Raw genomic sequence first — 16,446 nt, 5'->3', positions numbered from 1 at the left:
ATCTAGCATTCACAGATTTTTAAGTTTACAGAAAAAAATTATGATTCTGTAAGCTTGCTAATGAAATTCCTATAAAAATTATTCTCTTAAATATAGAAAAAAGCTTGCTCCATATAAATAGAGTAAGCTTCAAATATGCAGATAGTTCTCAACTATTCTTTAACCCTATTGTAGATAGGCAGCGAATAGAGAGCTGATGTTTACCAGCACTTGTTGTATAAATTCGGGTTGTTTTTCAAAGATACGTGCTTTTGTTTCCGCTTGAACACGAGAGTTTTCTCTAAACTGTTCTTCTAGTTTGTCCATAAATTTGCGTCCAGAGTCATTGGACAGTTGAACATGTGGATAACCGAATTGCGGAGCTCTTGTTACAGCTTCAGTAAGTGCATTCTTAAACGCATCAGGGTTGAAATTCGAAAGATCCTTTTGTGCTATGCCTAGGGCAATTTGTAGAATACTTAGAGAATTGTATACATCTCCTAAAGTTTGGCTCGAGTTAACAATGCTTCTCGCTACGCTTTGATCAAAGCTTTCATCTTTTCTAGATTCTGTTGGTCTAGACGAAACCCGTTGAGAGAGTGCTGGAGAAACAGAATTATCTATAACATCACGCACTCTAGCATTACTATTAGCATAGGCATCATTGATACTCTGGTAGGCTGAATATCCCGCTGACAACGCTTTAGAATAGCTGGAGCTTTTTGGTGAGCCTAGTCCTGCATTGTAAAGCTGCTTTACATTTCCACCTATTTTGGTAGCTGTAGTAGGTATAGCTCCAGCAGCTGTAGCTGCCGCTTGTGCAATAGCTCCCAAAGCCTTAGCTAAAGCTTCTTGACCACTAGTTCCTTGTTGTGCAGCTTGTAATTCTTGTTCGATAGTCTGTAAAGCTTCTGCACCCTGAGGAGTGGACGTACCCCCACTTCCTTTTAAATCAGAGAGTATTTTTTCAAGAGAAGCAGCGGGAGAATCTCCTTCTTGGAACAAATGTAACATATTACGCAAACCATCTAGCATAATCGATACGGTCTGGTTATCAGCATCATTAAGCAGCATGGATACTCGCTTTTCTCCCATAGTAGCCCCAGTATTTTGCGAAGTACCCACAGTAGCAGCACCACCTGGAGATCCAGCTACGTTAGTAGTCCCTCCTCCACTAGGTTGAATATTTGCCATATCTGCTTTTGCTTTATCGATTTGTGCTTGCGCAGCAGCAACAATAGGAGAATTCGGTGCAAGTTCTTTAGCAGCCGCTAAAGCAGCCTCTGCGTCTTGAATAATTTTATTACAGGCGTCTATGTTAGCTGGGCTATTATTCGCCTGAGCTTGCTCTACAGCAGCAGTACTTTGATTTCCAGCATCATAAGCAGCTTGTAATGCGGTTGCTAAATCTACCACCGTCTTAACTGATTTAGGCATCTCCGTTTCTATATTACCTAAAACAGGAAGAGTGCTTGACGTAACTCCGGCTTTTTTCAATTCTTCAAGAATTTTTTTAGCCTCTTCTTGGTTAGACTGAGCAAGTCCCATAGCTCCAACTAGCTGCTCTGACGAAGAAACCGTTTTCAAGGACTCGGCTAATTGTTGGTTTTGCTCCAATAAACCTATTAACTTGTTAATATTGTCGGTAATCGGCTTTTTACTCTGGAGCTCGGTATTTATTTGTTGTACTTGAGCTTTTTGCTCTGCAGTCGTAGCTGAAGAACTCATCTTAACTATACCGTCTAATAAGCTTTGCCATGCTGTTTTATAGTCATTAGCTGTAGTTGCAGACTGCAAAGCTGTCTTGGCTGCATCGACTTGCTTTTTTGCTTCATCAAAAGCGCTTGTTGTTGTCGCACCCCCAGCTCCAGTAGTCCCTCCAGTTGAAGTGGAACCTTGAACAGAGTTCGATTTACCTCCAAAAAAAGAAGATATCTTATCTAACAAATCAGTAAGAACACCTCTCGCCGATTTAAGCTTTGTCACCTCCCCTAAAGTATCTACAGAAGGATGCCCTGAATTAGACTTAGCATTGCCAGATAATCCGGCTATAGCATCAGCTTCTTGGCTACGCGATGCTCCGCTTGCCTCCATGCTAAATGTTGATAAATCAACGGGAGCGATATTTCCACCGTCATCTATAGGGTTAGTAGGAGTAACCATAGCAAAAAGAAAAAATAAATAAAACCTTAGACTTATTATAAAAAATAAAAAAAAGCTCACACTATTTAATAAATGCGAGCTTTTTAAAGATTTTATTAAAAAGAGATATTAGAAAGCAGAAATTAAGCCTAGATCGAACTTTCTATAGGTGAAATCGCTGCCTAAACGAGAATCTGCAGGGCGGGAATAAGCTCCATATGCTCGGAAAGATAGCGTGTCAGTGATTCCATACATGAATAATCCGGATATCCCTTTATAGTTGGTAAAACCATTAGCTTCTTTAGGATCATAATTACCAGCTATAGCCTGAGCAAACCAATACTTCAATTGATTCCCTCGCCCTATACCCGAGACATCAATCTCTGGAATTACCAAAGCTTCTACATATTCATAACGCAAAGTGGTAGACCAATCTCCAGCTTTTCTTAAACGCCCTAAAGTACCTCCAACAAACCAACCACGGTTTTGTTTCTCGCCTAAAGTAGTTCTACTAGCCTTAGCCAAGGTATTCATAAGATAAGCGCCGTACAAATAAAGTGGTTTGGTTTTTCCATAAAACCAGGGTAATTGCGAATGTTTTCCTATCAACCACTGCCACACACAATATTTATATTTTAAGCTAGCAGCACTGGGTGCGGATTGAGTTCTTGCAGGTTTTGGCGCTTCAGAAGGAAGGAAAGAGTTCCAGTCAATAACACTGCATTTGACTACAAAATTCTTTGGTAATTGGCTAATAATACCCTCTACAACCCAAGCATAATGTTTCTTTGCCATATTCACGACAAAAGGACCGCCGTGGACAATTACATTGTAGGGGTATTGTTTACAAAGACGACGACTAATATAGAGATGTAGTCCATCAAAATTACTGTTAAACTGTACTTCAGACTCAAAAAGATCCCCTAATCCGGAACGACCTACCTCTGCGAAAATATTAGTATGATTTTCAGAGTTCTTATAAAAACTGTATCCGAGAAACGCTCGATTAATGTCCAAACCTGCTGCTGAAGATTCCCCGCCTGCAATTGCTGCCCATTTCATTTTGGAGGTCATCCATGTTTTTCCAGCGATATAATCTACATAGAGATTAAACTCACTGCGATAACGATTTTCAGGCAAAGGATTAAAAGTTGTGACAGGAGGGGTTTCAAAATCCTCTCTTGCATAAATCCACCGCGCACGCACATCTCCGGCTAATTTTAATACACCGCTACGTTTTCTTGTTTCTACAAATCCTCGTGAATCTAAATACGCCTTCACTTCATCTAAATTTGTAAACTCTTGATGCTTACCTGACGATGGATCAGCATATCCCTGAGAGACACTTGTCATAGCGCTCAAACATACCAACCACTGGCAAAAACGTTTTTTTAACTGGAATTTTTGGTTCATAAAAGTCCTTTTGAAAGAGGAGATCCCCATATTTCTCTATTGAGGTCTATTTCTGACCTCATTCTCTTAACTTGCTACGCTTTAGCTTTCGAAGAAATTTCCCTTCTTCAGAAACGCGAATATTACAATGTGACAAGAAGATCGTGTTTTAGTTCTTAAAGAACTATGATTTAGGAGAAGATACGAACCACGAGGAAGATAATAAAGAGTTTCCCAAGAACTTCGGTTACTCTTGCATGAATTGTGAGCTATGCAAAAAGTCGCGATGTCCTCTCCAATATTGGAAGGAGGTTAAATTTACAAGATCTTCTACCCGAAGCAGTTTTGCAAAACCAAACAAAAAAGCCAAGAAAATGCCGCTTTCTGAGAAAAAAGCCGCACTTTGTGCTGTGAATGACGATAAAGACCAAGAAAGAGAAGTAAAAGGATTTAAAAAGATTATGTACGTAGTATGTGTGACAACATTAACACCTAGAGTCACTGCAAATGCTAAAGCCGTGGTAGCTACGACTTTTATCGACCTTTTAAAAGTAATCCACATCAATCCACGATATGTTGGGTGATGTTTTCCAGCATATAGCCAAAGAAGATAAAGTTGTCCCCAGGACACTATTGAGGTGGCATAGGCCAAACCAGATACGTTTTTTACTATCCAACAACCAAACAGTATATTGAGAAAGATGTTAGCAACTGCGGACACCATTCCAATAACTAAGGGAATAGTATAATGTCGACGGGCATAAAATAAGACGGATACCAACGGCGCTAATGCCATAGGAATAATACTACTACTATAACCACGTAAAACCTCAACAATAGCATGTACGGCTGTTGTTGGGAAAAGTCCATGTTCATATAACAGACGTACACCAGGTAGGGCCAAAAGCAAAAGTCCCGATGTCATAATGACCATTACAGACACCGTTAAGTTAAGAGCAAACTTCATTAGATCATAACCTTGCTTATGGTCTTCTTGTTGCACACAACGTGAAATTGCTGGGAGTAGCACTGTAAACACACCTAATCCAAACAGATGAACAGGCAGCTGCTGTATTCTGATCGAATACATGAGATATAAAGGACCTACATCGTTAATGTACCTAGCAAGACACATATCGCAAAGAAGATTGATCTGATACACACCCATAGATAGTAGCCCTAAGGATAATGGGGCAATAAGAGCTTTGATACTATCATGTTCCTTAGGTCGTGTTGTGGCGACCCCCAGAAAACTTTTGACTCCAGGGACAGTTGCTAGCCATTCGAAAATAAATCCTATGACTAATACGATACAAAGAACGATGATACGCGCTCGAGAATCGCTATTACGGCCTAAAAAGACTGTGGCAATCCATAAAATATTTACTATCGATGGAGCAAGGCCTACGCTCAAGAATTTCTTCTCACAATGTAATAACGTAGAATTTACAGTATACATCATAAGAAAAATACCTGAAGGCAATAGGATCATGGTCAACTGCAAGGCATCGACCACGCCACCTTTCGCATAGTGCATCCAAATTGCTAAGCCGATTTCTATCACAAAAGTAAAGATGCATGCATTGTAACAAAAGAATTTAGAGAAGCTCCGGAAAAAGAAGGCAGCACGATTAGGATCTTGCGCGCGTAAAAATTCGAAATGTGGAATAAAAGCTAAGCCAAGAATTGGCCCACCAAGAATCTTTCTCAAAAAGAAAATCGTTCGAAATGCCAACCAGAAAGCCGCTACTAAGGGATCGGCACCGAAATAAGTAGCCATAACGATTTCACGTAACATACCCGTAAAACGGCTAAAAAAAGTCCCTGATAATAAGTTAAAAAGAGAATTGGCGACTAACCCCTGATTGTCTTTTTGATTCATTTAAAATATCCACTCTCCTAATACTTGAAACTATCCATACCACATATTGATTTTTGGAGCATTAGAATGCAGATACTTAACCCTCCGTCCGTTCCTTTAATAGGTGCTCACACATCAACCGCAGGAGGCCTGCAAAATGCTTTGTATGAGGGTTACAATATCGGAGCTTCTACTGTCCAAATCTTCACAGCAAACCAAAGACAATGGCGACGACGTCCCTTAACCGACTCTACCGTTGCTTCCTTCAAAACGGCTCTGGAAGAAACTTCTTTATCTCACATTATGAGTCATGCAGGTTATTTGATTAACCCGGGGGCTCCCAATCCCGAGATCCTAGAGAAAAGTCGTATTTGCATTCATCAAGAAATCCAAGATTGTATATCTTTAGGCATAACGTTTGTTAATTTCCATCCCGGCGCAGCTATAAAATCTTCCAAAGAAGAATGTCTTGATAAAATTATATCCAGTTTTGCTTTAACCCAATCCTTATTCGAAGATTCTCCTCCTCTTATGGTTCTATTTGAAACTACTGCCGGACAAGGATCTCTGGTAGGCAGCAAGTTCGAAGAACTCGATTATCTCATACAAGGTTTGAAAGAAAAAATTCCTGTAGGTATTTGTCTAGACACATGCCATATTTTCGCCGCAGGATATGATATTAGCTCTAAAGAAGGTTGGAAGCAAGTGCTTAAACAGTTTGATGACATTATAGGTCTCTCCTATTTACGAGCTATACACCTTAATGACTCCATTTTTCCCTTAGGGAAAAACAAAGATCGTCATGCTCCTCTTGGCGAAGGATATATAGGTATGGAAAGCTTTGAATTTCTCATGACTAATGAACATACCCGTCTAATTCCGAAGTACCTAGAAACTCCGGGAGGCCCAGACCTGTGGACAAAAGAAATTCAGAACTTGTGTAAGCTCACGAAATAGTTGTGTTTATCTGATTTTACGCAAAAAAAATGCCAGTGTAGCAAAAACCGCTACATTGGCACTATACTATCCACTCTAAGAAAACTCAGATTCTCCACAAGTCTTGTAAAACTACGTTCTGTGGGATAAAAACTCACAAATAACAGAAACGTTTACTGGAAGAGGAAGCTGAGCCTCGATCTGATCTTGTTCAGGAGACGTTAGCAACTCTCCTTTAAATCCGGCTTTATCTAAGGATATGTAGGAAGGCAAAGAACTCTCATCCTTATTCTCCAAAGCCTCTTGGACCGACTGCAGCTTTCTAGATTTTTCTTTCAAAGAGACTTGCATACCAGGGCGCAGGAAGAAAGATCTTCTGTCCACTTTCTTTCCATTAACCAAAACGTGTCCATGGGAAACTAATTGCTGAGCTGCAAAGATCGTCTTAGCGAAACCCATGCGGTACACCATGTTGTCCAGACGGCACTCAAATCTCTCCAAGAACATTTTAGTAACGCTGCCCTTTTTGGTAACAACTTCTTTGAACGCCTTAACGATTTGTTTCTCCAAAATCATGCCGTAGCAAGCTTTCAACTTTTGTTTCTCTTCAAGCTGCAGGCCGTAGTCAGACTTTTTCTTTCTCTGCATACCGTGTTGGCCTGGAGGATGAGGCTTCTTCAGCAGAGGATTCCGACTTCTTCCAAAGATGTTCGCGCCAAAACGCCTTGCTATTCTATTTTTAGGGCCACAATATCGAGCCATGAATTTCAGTCCTTATATTAAGAGAAGTTATCTACGCTCCCCGACTTTGTAAATAGCCACGGGTTGGCGACACACTACTTTTGGTACAACCAATTAGGATTCTTTTGCTAATCAGTACAAACTTCCTAGCCTATGAGGAAGGGTTTTTCTCAAATTCTAAAGGGCCTTTGATACCCAAAGCAAACTCTCCCTCCACTCACCCAATTAAGAATAAACCTTAGGGGCTCTGTCGTCAAGCCATAAACGAATACTCGTTTAGTTGACAAAATACCAAAGGGCATTTTAGTTCTAATCGCAATTTTCTACAATGGAATTATTTCCAAGAATATGCTAAGGTGTTTTTTATGAAAAAGAATTATTATGCTTTAGCTTATTATTATTTAACTCAGATTGACAACCCTCATGAAGAGATTGCTCTACACAAAGAGTTGTTTAAAACTCTGGACGTGTCGTGCCGTATTTACATCTCAGAGCAGGGCATCAACGGACAATTCAGTGGATACCAACCTGACGCTGAACGTTACATGGCTTGGTTGAAACAACGCCCTGGATTTGAAAATATAAAATTTAAAATTCATCATATTGAAGAAAATATTTTTCCCAGAGTTACTGTAAAATATCGCAAAGAACTAGTTGCTCTTGGTTGCGATGTTGACATTTCGAATCAAGGAAAACATATTTCTCCTCAAGAATGGCATGAAAAACTACAAGAAAATCGTTGTCTGGTCTTGGATGTAAGAAATAATTATGAATGGAAAGTCGGACATTTTGAAAATGCCGTACTTCCCGACATTCAAACGTTCCGAGAATTCCCAGCTTATGCTGATCGTTTAGCTGAAGAATATGACCCAGCTACAACGCCGGTGATGATGTACTGTACTGGTGGGATCCGTTGTGAGCTCTATTCCTCTTTACTCTTAGAAAAAGGTTTTAAAGAGGTATACCAACTAGATGGTGGAGTCATTGCTTATGGTCAGGCTGTTGGCACAGGCAAATGGAAGGGAAAACTTTTTGTTTTCGATGATCGTCTCGTAGTACCTATAGACGAAGCAGACAAAAATGTTGCTCCTATCTCAGAGTGTTCGCACTGTGGAGTAGCGTGCGATACGTATTACAACTGTGCAAATACGGATTGTAATAATCTTTTCTTATGTTGTAGCAACTGCATCTCTTCTACTAAGGGGTGTTGCTCCTCAGCTTGTTCAGAGGCTCCTAGAATTCGTCCTTTCTCTGCATCTAGGGGAAATAAGCCATTCCGTAGAATGCACTTATGTGAGGATGTTAAGCAAGAAGAATCCGAAGCGGCTCCCTCTTGTTGTTGCTGTTTAAAGTAGCAGCTATCTGACGACACTAGGGTGGATGTTAATCTACCCCTAGTGCCATTCTATATTTTCTTCTTTCTGTATCGGGTTCAATAAGTAGTATTGACTTAAGATGGATGCCCTGTTCTCTTAAAACCTTAGCAAATAGTTCCATATTTCTGGGTTTTCCTAGACAAATCACACAAAGATCTGGCTGTTTTTGCAATAATTTTTTAATTCTTTGACTTTCCAATACAGCCCAAGCTTCCTTGACTCCCTCGTCACTACTATCTTCTACTTGAGAAATGACAGTAGGAACACAGTAAGAGACAAGTCTAGTTGTCCATGAAGGCTGCAACTGATGATCTAAAATAACGACAGTGCTCCTAGTAGTTTTGGGTAACATAGCCAAAACCCTGCGCACTTCTCTGTAAGATTTGGTTTTTACAAAATAACACAGAGGAACTGATGAGATATCTAATTTCAAAGAATCAGATATTTGTTTTCTAAGAACAGCGGATAAAATCAGACGATATACATGTTCTTTCCATAACCACAACACCCAAATTCCTAAGGCAAAAACGACTATTCCCATGCACAAAAAACTTATTTCTGGCCTAAGATTTAAACCGCAACCCATCACACGAATAATGGCTGCTGCTATTAAAACTCCTAAAAAGTCTAAAAAGTTATTAGCAGCTAAAATTTGCCCTCTTTTGTGTTCCGGACTAGCATATTGTACATAAGCATGAAGAGGAACTTGATATGCCCCGCCAAAAAATCCCAGCATGACAAGAAAAATAATCACTCCAATCAAAGAAGATGCGCTTGCATAGAGGCCTACAAAAGACAAACCTATTGCGAGAGCAGCTATGGGAGCGTATCCTAGTTTGATATCTTTTCCAGATATCCACCCAGTAACATAAGAACCAATACCGACACCTAAAGCCACAAGAGGGAAAAGATAACCTCCATAATGCTTAGGATAACCTAAGGTAAATTCGACAAAAGGAATAATTTCAACTTGAACGTAAGCACCGACTAGGAGAAAGAAAGCTACCAAAAATATTGACAAACTTAAATAATGCACATGCCAAGTATCCTTTAATATCTCCCAAAGGTCTTTGAAACTTACATAGCTGATCTTTTGACTATGATTTTTTACATTGCTTGGACGAATTCTAAAAGAAACGAAAGTGCTGACAATCGAAGAAAAAACGCAAATTATAGCAGACAATACGTAACAATTAATGGGCAGGTTTTTTGTTAAATCAACAAGCAAAGGAGCCAAACAAGAGCCTAAAATACTACCTGTATAGGTGGCAGCTGTCATTATTCCATTGGCCCGAGACAAATAGTCTAAGGGAAGCATTTCAGGAAGAATTCCCATTTTTGCAGGACCAAATATAGCGGTATGACTAGCCATTAGAACTAAAACCACATATCCGCCTACTACTGATTCGGTATAAAAGAAAAATGCGCCTAGCGAGGTACAAAAAATCTCAACCACGCGAGTAATTAAAATAATATTCCTCTTCTGATACCTATCGGATAAACTTCCAGATAAAGGAGCTAATAACAAAAAGGGAAGAGCAAAAAATAAACTTACATATGATAAGATTTTAGCATTCTCGGCTAGGCCTTTGCCTTCCAACAGAAAAAACACTAAAAGAAACTTGTAGAGATTGTCATTCAGAATCGTAAGAAAATGTGTTATTACGAGAGCGTAGAATGACTTCTTTTTTGTAGCAACATTCATGGACGCAACCAAACAGTGTAAGGCATTTTTCAGCAATTCCCCTACCCATCTATTGGCAAGACTTGCACAAGATTTGTTTTCTGCAAATCAGCATCCTTTTGACAAACGATGGATCCTTGTTGCCAACAAAGAAACAGAACACTGGCTACGCAAGGAGCTCATTCAAGCAACTAGCAGCAACATTTTCATGGGATCTGCTATCTTTTCTTCTTTTGATACCTTAATTAAAAAACTTTTCGCCGAAGTGTGTTACTCAAAACCTCGGATTCCTGATTATATCACACTTCCGCTATTTATACACGACATCCTTGACAAACAAAATTTTTCTTCATCAAAACAAGTAGAAGCTACTTTTTCCACATCTCCCACATACAGTGAGGTAAAAAAATTAGCTGCGATTTTCAAAAAGTTTTATACATTTTCCCAAACAGCATCTCAAGATTGTCCGTTTCATAGAGAAATTTTCACTAATTTACAGGAACAGTTTACCAGTATTGAAGAAGTATTTTCTCAAATACTTTCTTCCCTACCTGATCTATCCTCGAAACGCTCTTTCTATATCTTCGGATACTCTCATTTGCCTAAACATTTTGCCTCATTTTTTGTGCAATTAAGCCACGTGTTTCCAGTATATTTTTATTGTCTGTCTCCATCTCGAGAATACTTTGGGGATTTAATTTCAGATAGAAGCATGGACTTGTTCTGGAGAAGGTCTGCATCATCAGAACAACTCTCTGTGTGGGAAGAATACATTTTCACAGACCGGCAAGATCTTCTAGCTAACCTGGCGCATAAGTCACAAGCATCTCAAAATTTCTTCGTAGATCAAGAAATTTGTTACGATGAGGTCTTTATACCACCAGGAACACAATCTTCTTTGGAGATGATTCAACACAGACTATTTTACCTTCAACCGAATTGTCCTGACGATTTGGTCAATAAAAAAGAGACCATCACTATCAACAAAGCGTTGAATCCTTCTAGAGAAGTCAATGAAGTATTTTGTAAGGTTTCTCGTTTGATTCATGAAGGAGTAGATCCTAAAGACATTTTTATTCTTTCTTCACGATTAGAAAAATATGAGCCATTTTTAAAAGCTATATTCCAACCTCATATTCCTATCCATTTCACTAACACATTGTCAGGAAGCTCTGAATCTCTGATCAACAAATTCTCTATGCTATCGTCTTTACTTCAGAGTAATGGTGATTTTTATTGCTTAATGCAATTGTTATTATCCCCCCATCTGAAAACACCTTTAGAAAATCGATCTTTCCCCTATCTTTTGAAGAGAATAGCTGAACTTTGGAAAACCATCCCGCTGTATACAAAGCGCATACAAACGTTGGCTGATATAATTCTCGAAGACTATCCTTTCTTGGAAGAAGGGGGTAAAATCAGCCAATTAGAAATATGGGAAGTTATTATCCCTATTCTCTACGAAATTCAAAGTTTCATGGATCATGGTGAGAGTCTTCTTAAATTAACATACGAAGAGCATTTTCATTATATAGTTACATTTTTAGAATCCATTTTCACTTTATCTGGAGAGGAAGTTTCTCTGATTGTATCTCTGAAAACGACGCTCTTGCCTAACTTTTCTGAAAAGCTATGCTCCCACTCCTTTTTTATGGATTTCTGCTTAGACTACTTTAAGCATTTTCATCGATTAAGCCCTTTGTATACTAAGCCAGGTCCTTATGTGGGATCTTTAGCCGACCTAAGTTTTATCCCTAAAGGGTACACGTTTATCCTTGGCGCAAATAAACTCTCAGATTCTCAAGATCTCGCTAGTCTTGCAGATAACACTACATCTCAGGAAGAATTTCTATTTTCATCTAATTCAGATGAGGAAAATTTTCATTTCCTACAAATTCTAATTTCTACAAAACATGAATTACATATTAGTTATCTATCTTCAAATTTAGATCCTGTATTACCAAGTGATTATCTAAAATACCTCCGAAGTGCTGTACAACTTACTGAAAAAAGTCTTCCCACACAACCCTATACCTTGGATGTATTCAGTAAGCCGCAAATTCTTCCCTCATCGCATAAATATTATTATAACCTTGCTTTAGCGTTTTGCAGTCGTAAAGAGTTATTCCCCTCTTTATTCGTTGCCACTCAAAATCCATCACCTGTGATAAAAAGCATTTCTTTAGACCGTCTAATTACCTCTTTGCTCAATCCTTTAGCTTTATTTTTAGAAAGTCATTATGCAATACGCATCTCCCACCCTAAACCACTACAATCCAAAGAAAAAATATTCCCAACGCAGTACCAGCTCATTGCTTTATGGAAGAAAAATCTCCATAAAACACAAGAAATGGAAATAGAAAATTTTCTTTCCACTTACTCCAAACATTTATACTCATTTTATGACAAAAAAATTAAAGGGTGGCTAGACTCTATTGCACAGAATGAATCCTGTGCACCTTATACCGTGATATTCTCATCACGTTTATTCCACGAAAATATTGCTTCTAAACAACAAATCCTTTCCCCTATTACCTTAACTGTTGAAAACAGTTCTATCGAACTACATGGCACTATAGAGGGTGTCTGCAAGGATGGTATTTATATTTGTGAAATGAAACCTGAATCCGGAGTAATTACGGAGAAAGCAGAGCAAACCATGTCGTATCTTACCTTACAACAAAGATTGGAAAGTCGTATTAAATTAGCTATGTTAAAAATGGCGAATATTCTTCCTAAATCAGCAGTTATTAAAAAAATTAAAGATTGGGATATAACCCAAGAAGAATCCGATCCAAGAGATCCAGAAAACTATTTACGATTAGTTTTAACAGCATATTTAAAATTGCAAAATAGACCAACACCCTTGGTATCCGCGGAATCTTGGTCTGCTCTGAAAAGTACAAACGCTACAAGCAATCTAAAAAAGGCTATCACAAATAAAATTAAGGATTGTGCAAGTAGCACATTCTGGGAATTTCAAAATCGCATAATTCCCGATGATCTCATACAAATGGATGATGAACTTCGTGAACTACTACTCTCTTTAATCTCTGGAGACGCGTGAAATCTTTTGATATTTTTAATCCTAAAACGAAAATCCAAGGTAAATTCTTCTTAGAAGCTTCCGCTGGCACGGGAAAAACCTTTACCATAGAACAAATTATTTTAAGATCTCTTCTTGAGAATTCTGCAGAACACGTGGACAACATTCTTGCTGTTACTTTCACGAATGCTGCAACCAATGAGATGAAAGTGCGGATTCAGGAAAATATTGAACGTACAGTTTCTCAACTTAAAAACACTCCTGCCACTCTTCCTCCCTACTTGGAAAAAGAAACCAATGTCAAGCTGCTTTACATTAAGCTTCGCAACAGTCTAGCTTCGCTAGATCGCATGTCTATTTTTACAATCCATGGTTTCTGTAATTTCATATTAAAGCAATATTTTCCAGAGATTTATTTTGCCTCTACAAGTCAATCTTTGACACATAATCAGATGGTTTTACACCACATTCGTGAGTACATGAAACAAGATCTCTGGAAACGCGTACTCTCTCAAGAACAATTTAAACGGCTAGCAACCCAATATAACGTATCTTCTTCCCGTTCAAAATTCCTAATTGACGAAATATTTAAAAATTATACCAGGCAAAACAAAGCTAATTTTGTAAATGTATACCCAGAATTCCAAGAACAGTTGCGATTATTCCGTGAGGACCTAAAAAATATAGATCAAGAAAGTTGTTTAGCAGATCTTGAATCTTACAATTCTGGAACAGAAAGTAGATACCGACTTTCTTCTAAAAGTATCCGTCGTATCGTGGATATTCTATATTCTAATACGTATGAAGACTTCATCTTAGTAGCTCAAGCACTTGACAAATGGAAACACCGTCTAAAAAAACAAATACCAACCCCAATAGCAGAGGCATTAGTTAAATCGAAATTATCCGCATTAATCATACAAGCACATGATCCGACTCTTATTTTTAACATTCTTCTTCAAGATATACAAAAATACTTAAGAGAGCACTTTACTCCTTGGTTATCTCCGGATGCTAGTATTGATATTTTGGAGACACTTTTATCTTCTTCAAAAGCTAAGTCACTTATAGAAAAAGTAAGAAAGAAATTTCAATTGGTATTAATCGACGAATTTCAAGATACAGACAAGAAACAATGGAGTATATTTTCTAAACTTTTTGCCTCTGAAGAGTACCAGGGATCTTTGTTTCTAATCGGCGATCCCAAACAATCCATTTATGAATGGAGAAATGCGGACTTAAAAACATATTTAAAAGCAAAATCGTCCTTCTCTCAAGATGCACAGCTGTGTTTAGTAAATAATTACCGCTCTACTTCCGAGCTTATGGATTCTATTAACAAGTTATTTAGCGCATTGAATCCGTTCTTGAAAATAGAAGATGACCATAAAGAATACGAATCCATTTATTACCATCCTCTGGAAGCTAGAAGCTCTAATACACATGCTTATGATGAATATAGGCCAATTCACTTTGTAAGTTTTTCTTCTGACGTAGACTTAGCCAATTGGATTTCTGCGACATCCTTAGATATAAAGAAAACTTATAACATTCCTTTGGGCAGAATGGCTATTCTGGTTTGTGATTCAAAGCAAGCTCTTAATTTGATGACCTTATCTTCTGTACCCGTAGCTTTCTCCAAAAAAAGATCCGTTTTTGAGCGCACAGAAACATTTTATCTTACACTCGACTGGTTAGAAGCATTAATTTATCCGGAAAAGGAAAACAAAACACAGAAAGTCTTAATCTCCAATTTATTTGGTTATTCTCCGAATGAAATAATTGAAAGAAAAGAAGAATTTTCCTCTTTCTTTTTCTCCATGCATAGCCATCTTCTATCCTATGGGTTGTTGTCCACGTTTTACACGTTTATGTCTCATCAAGGAGCAACTTTATTTAAGACTCCTCAGGGAGATTTGATTTTTCAAGAAATGGAAATCTTCTGTTCCTACTTAGACAAGGTTAGCAAAAACCCTTACGAACAACTCCTACATTTGCAGCATATCTCAGAAACAGGAAATGATGAAGAGGCACTGTCTTTTTCTTGTCATTCCGATGATGATAATACTCTAAAAATAACAACAATTCATTCTTCTAAAGGCTTAGAATATGACGTTATTTTCGCATGCGGTTTAGACAAATCAAGCACACACCAACTCGGTCAAGAAGCTATCCGCGAGATGTACGTTGCATGTACACGAGCAAGAAAAATTTTATTTATCCCAATCAAGTCAGCGAAACGGAACAAATCTATTTTATCATACTACGTCGAACACCAATCCCTAACCAAAGATGATTCAACTTATATCTTCGCCAACAGATTAACCGAACTATTTCCAGATAATTTCTCTCTTTCCCACATCGAAAATGTCCCTATTCCCGACACACAAAAAAAATTCAATCTCTGTAAACCGAATTTTTACAATATTCCCTCTCCTCCTCCAGATATGAAAATCTTCTCTTTTTCTTCTTCTAATACGCAAGTAGAGGAGGAATCATATCTTGAAGTTACGCAACCACAACAACAGTCTCGGGTTTTACCTCAAGGAAAAAGCACGGGTATCATTATTCACAAAATTCTAGAACATATAATTCCTAATTTTCTTATCAAAGAAGAAGAACTATTCTCCTGTGTTACAACCTTTGTGAAAGATACACATCTCAATGGATACGAACAAACTATTACAAACATGCTACTAACTGCATTCTCAGCTCCTTTGAACTTTTCTCAAGATATCTTTTCTTTAATAGATGTTGATCCTTCCAAAGTCTTATCTGAAGAGGCATTTCTATTTTTAAAAGAAGATGGTTTATATCAAGGAGCTATAGATCTATTTTTCGAACACAATCGAAAGTATTATATTTTAGATTGGAAAACTTCATTTTTAGGTGACACCCCCTCAGATTACAATCCTAAAAACATCTTGGATTATATTGAGAAAAGAAACTTGGAAGAACAGGGGCGTATTTATCTTCAAGCAACAACACGATTTCTACAGCAATTTGACATTCATACAAACGTAGAAGTTGGATTTGTGTTTTTACGAGGTTGCGATAAACTAGGGAATGGATTTGCGAAGCTAAACTATAACTAGCAACATTCTACCCCATGAGATAAATAGTTGTTGTCTTTTGAAAACCAAATACTTATAAGTGATCGAAAACTCATGCTAAGTTAAAGATATCGATCTACACCAGGACAATGCTAATCTAGAATTATTTCCTGATTTTTACTTTTTATAACTTCGTTTTGATATCTCTCTTCTCTCGCTTTCTCGTCTATTTTTAA

9 protein-coding genes are annotated in these 16,446 nt (G+C 38.0%); 4 read left to right on the top strand and 5 right to left on the bottom strand.

Translation table 11 applies throughout. From position 1 onward, the window contains the following. Positions 1–165 precede the first annotated feature (165 nt). The 3 genes from H359_RS00365 to H359_RS00355 all read right to left on the bottom strand — a co-directional run bounded on the left by H359_RS00365 (position 166) and on the right by H359_RS00355 (position 5,395). On the bottom strand, positions 166–2,142 hold the full coding sequence (locus tag H359_RS00365; RefSeq protein ID WP_020370731.1) for a hypothetical protein: 1,977 nt from the start codon (positions 2,140–2,142) through the stop codon (positions 166–168). 108 nt (positions 2,143–2,250) lie between these two features. After that, a complete protein-coding gene (locus H359_RS00360) occupies positions 2,251–3,534 on the bottom strand; it encodes a hypothetical protein (protein ID WP_020370730.1) in 1,284 nt (427 codons plus the stop codon). 226 nt (positions 3,535–3,760) lie between these two features. Beyond that, positions 3,761–5,395, bottom strand: a complete 1,635-nt coding sequence (locus H359_RS00355; protein ID WP_020370728.1) for a lipid II flippase MurJ — start codon at positions 5,393–5,395, stop codon at positions 3,761–3,763. A 66-nt stretch (positions 5,396–5,461) separates the two neighbouring features. Between H359_RS00355 and H359_RS00350 the strand changes: the two genes are divergently transcribed. After that, complete coding sequence (locus H359_RS00350; RefSeq protein ID WP_020370727.1) at positions 5,462–6,331, top strand: deoxyribonuclease IV; 870 nt, start codon at positions 5,462–5,464, stop codon at positions 6,329–6,331. Between the two features lie 111 nt (positions 6,332–6,442). Here H359_RS00350 and rpsD read toward each other — a convergent pair whose 3' ends face one another. Next, positions 6,443–7,072 carry a 30S ribosomal protein S4 gene (rpsD, locus tag H359_RS00345; RefSeq protein WP_020370726.1) on the bottom strand — a complete coding sequence of 210 codons (630 nt, stop codon included), beginning with the start codon at positions 7,070–7,072 and terminating at the stop codon, positions 6,443–6,445. A gap of 344 nt (positions 7,073–7,416) precedes the next feature. Here rpsD and trhO point away from each other — a divergent pair, with 344 nt between their 5' ends. Then, positions 7,417–8,406 (top strand): oxygen-dependent tRNA uridine(34) hydroxylase TrhO, encoded by a 990-nt coding sequence (gene trhO, locus H359_RS00340; protein WP_020370724.1) that lies wholly within the window; start codon positions 7,417–7,419, stop codon positions 8,404–8,406. 28 nt (positions 8,407–8,434) lie between these two features. On the opposite strand, the gene H359_RS00335 is transcribed toward trhO, so the two are convergent. Further along, positions 8,435–10,132, bottom strand: a complete 1,698-nt coding sequence (locus H359_RS00335; RefSeq protein ID WP_020370723.1) for an MFS transporter — start codon at positions 10,130–10,132, stop codon at positions 8,435–8,437. Between H359_RS00335 and H359_RS00330 the strand changes: the two genes are divergently transcribed. Further along, complete coding sequence (locus tag H359_RS00330; protein ID WP_020370722.1) at positions 10,131–13,178, top strand: exodeoxyribonuclease V subunit gamma; 3,048 nt, start codon at positions 10,131–10,133, stop codon at positions 13,176–13,178. The genes H359_RS00335 and H359_RS00330 overlap by 2 nt on opposite strands. Continuing rightward, the gene (locus H359_RS00325; RefSeq protein ID WP_020370721.1) at positions 13,175–16,252 is read left to right on the top strand and encodes a UvrD-helicase domain-containing protein; all 3,078 of its coding nucleotides are present in this window, start codon (positions 13,175–13,177) and stop codon (positions 16,250–16,252) included. The genes H359_RS00330 and H359_RS00325 overlap by 4 nt, the downstream gene beginning before the upstream one ends. The last annotated feature ends 194 nt before the right edge of the window (positions 16,253–16,446 follow it).

It is taken from the genome of Chlamydia ibidis 10-1398/6, assembly GCF_000454725.1.
Taxonomy (GTDB): domain Bacteria; phylum Chlamydiota; class Chlamydiia; order Chlamydiales; family Chlamydiaceae; genus Chlamydia; species Chlamydia ibidis.
This window is presented reverse-complemented; position numbering and strand designations above follow the sequence as displayed.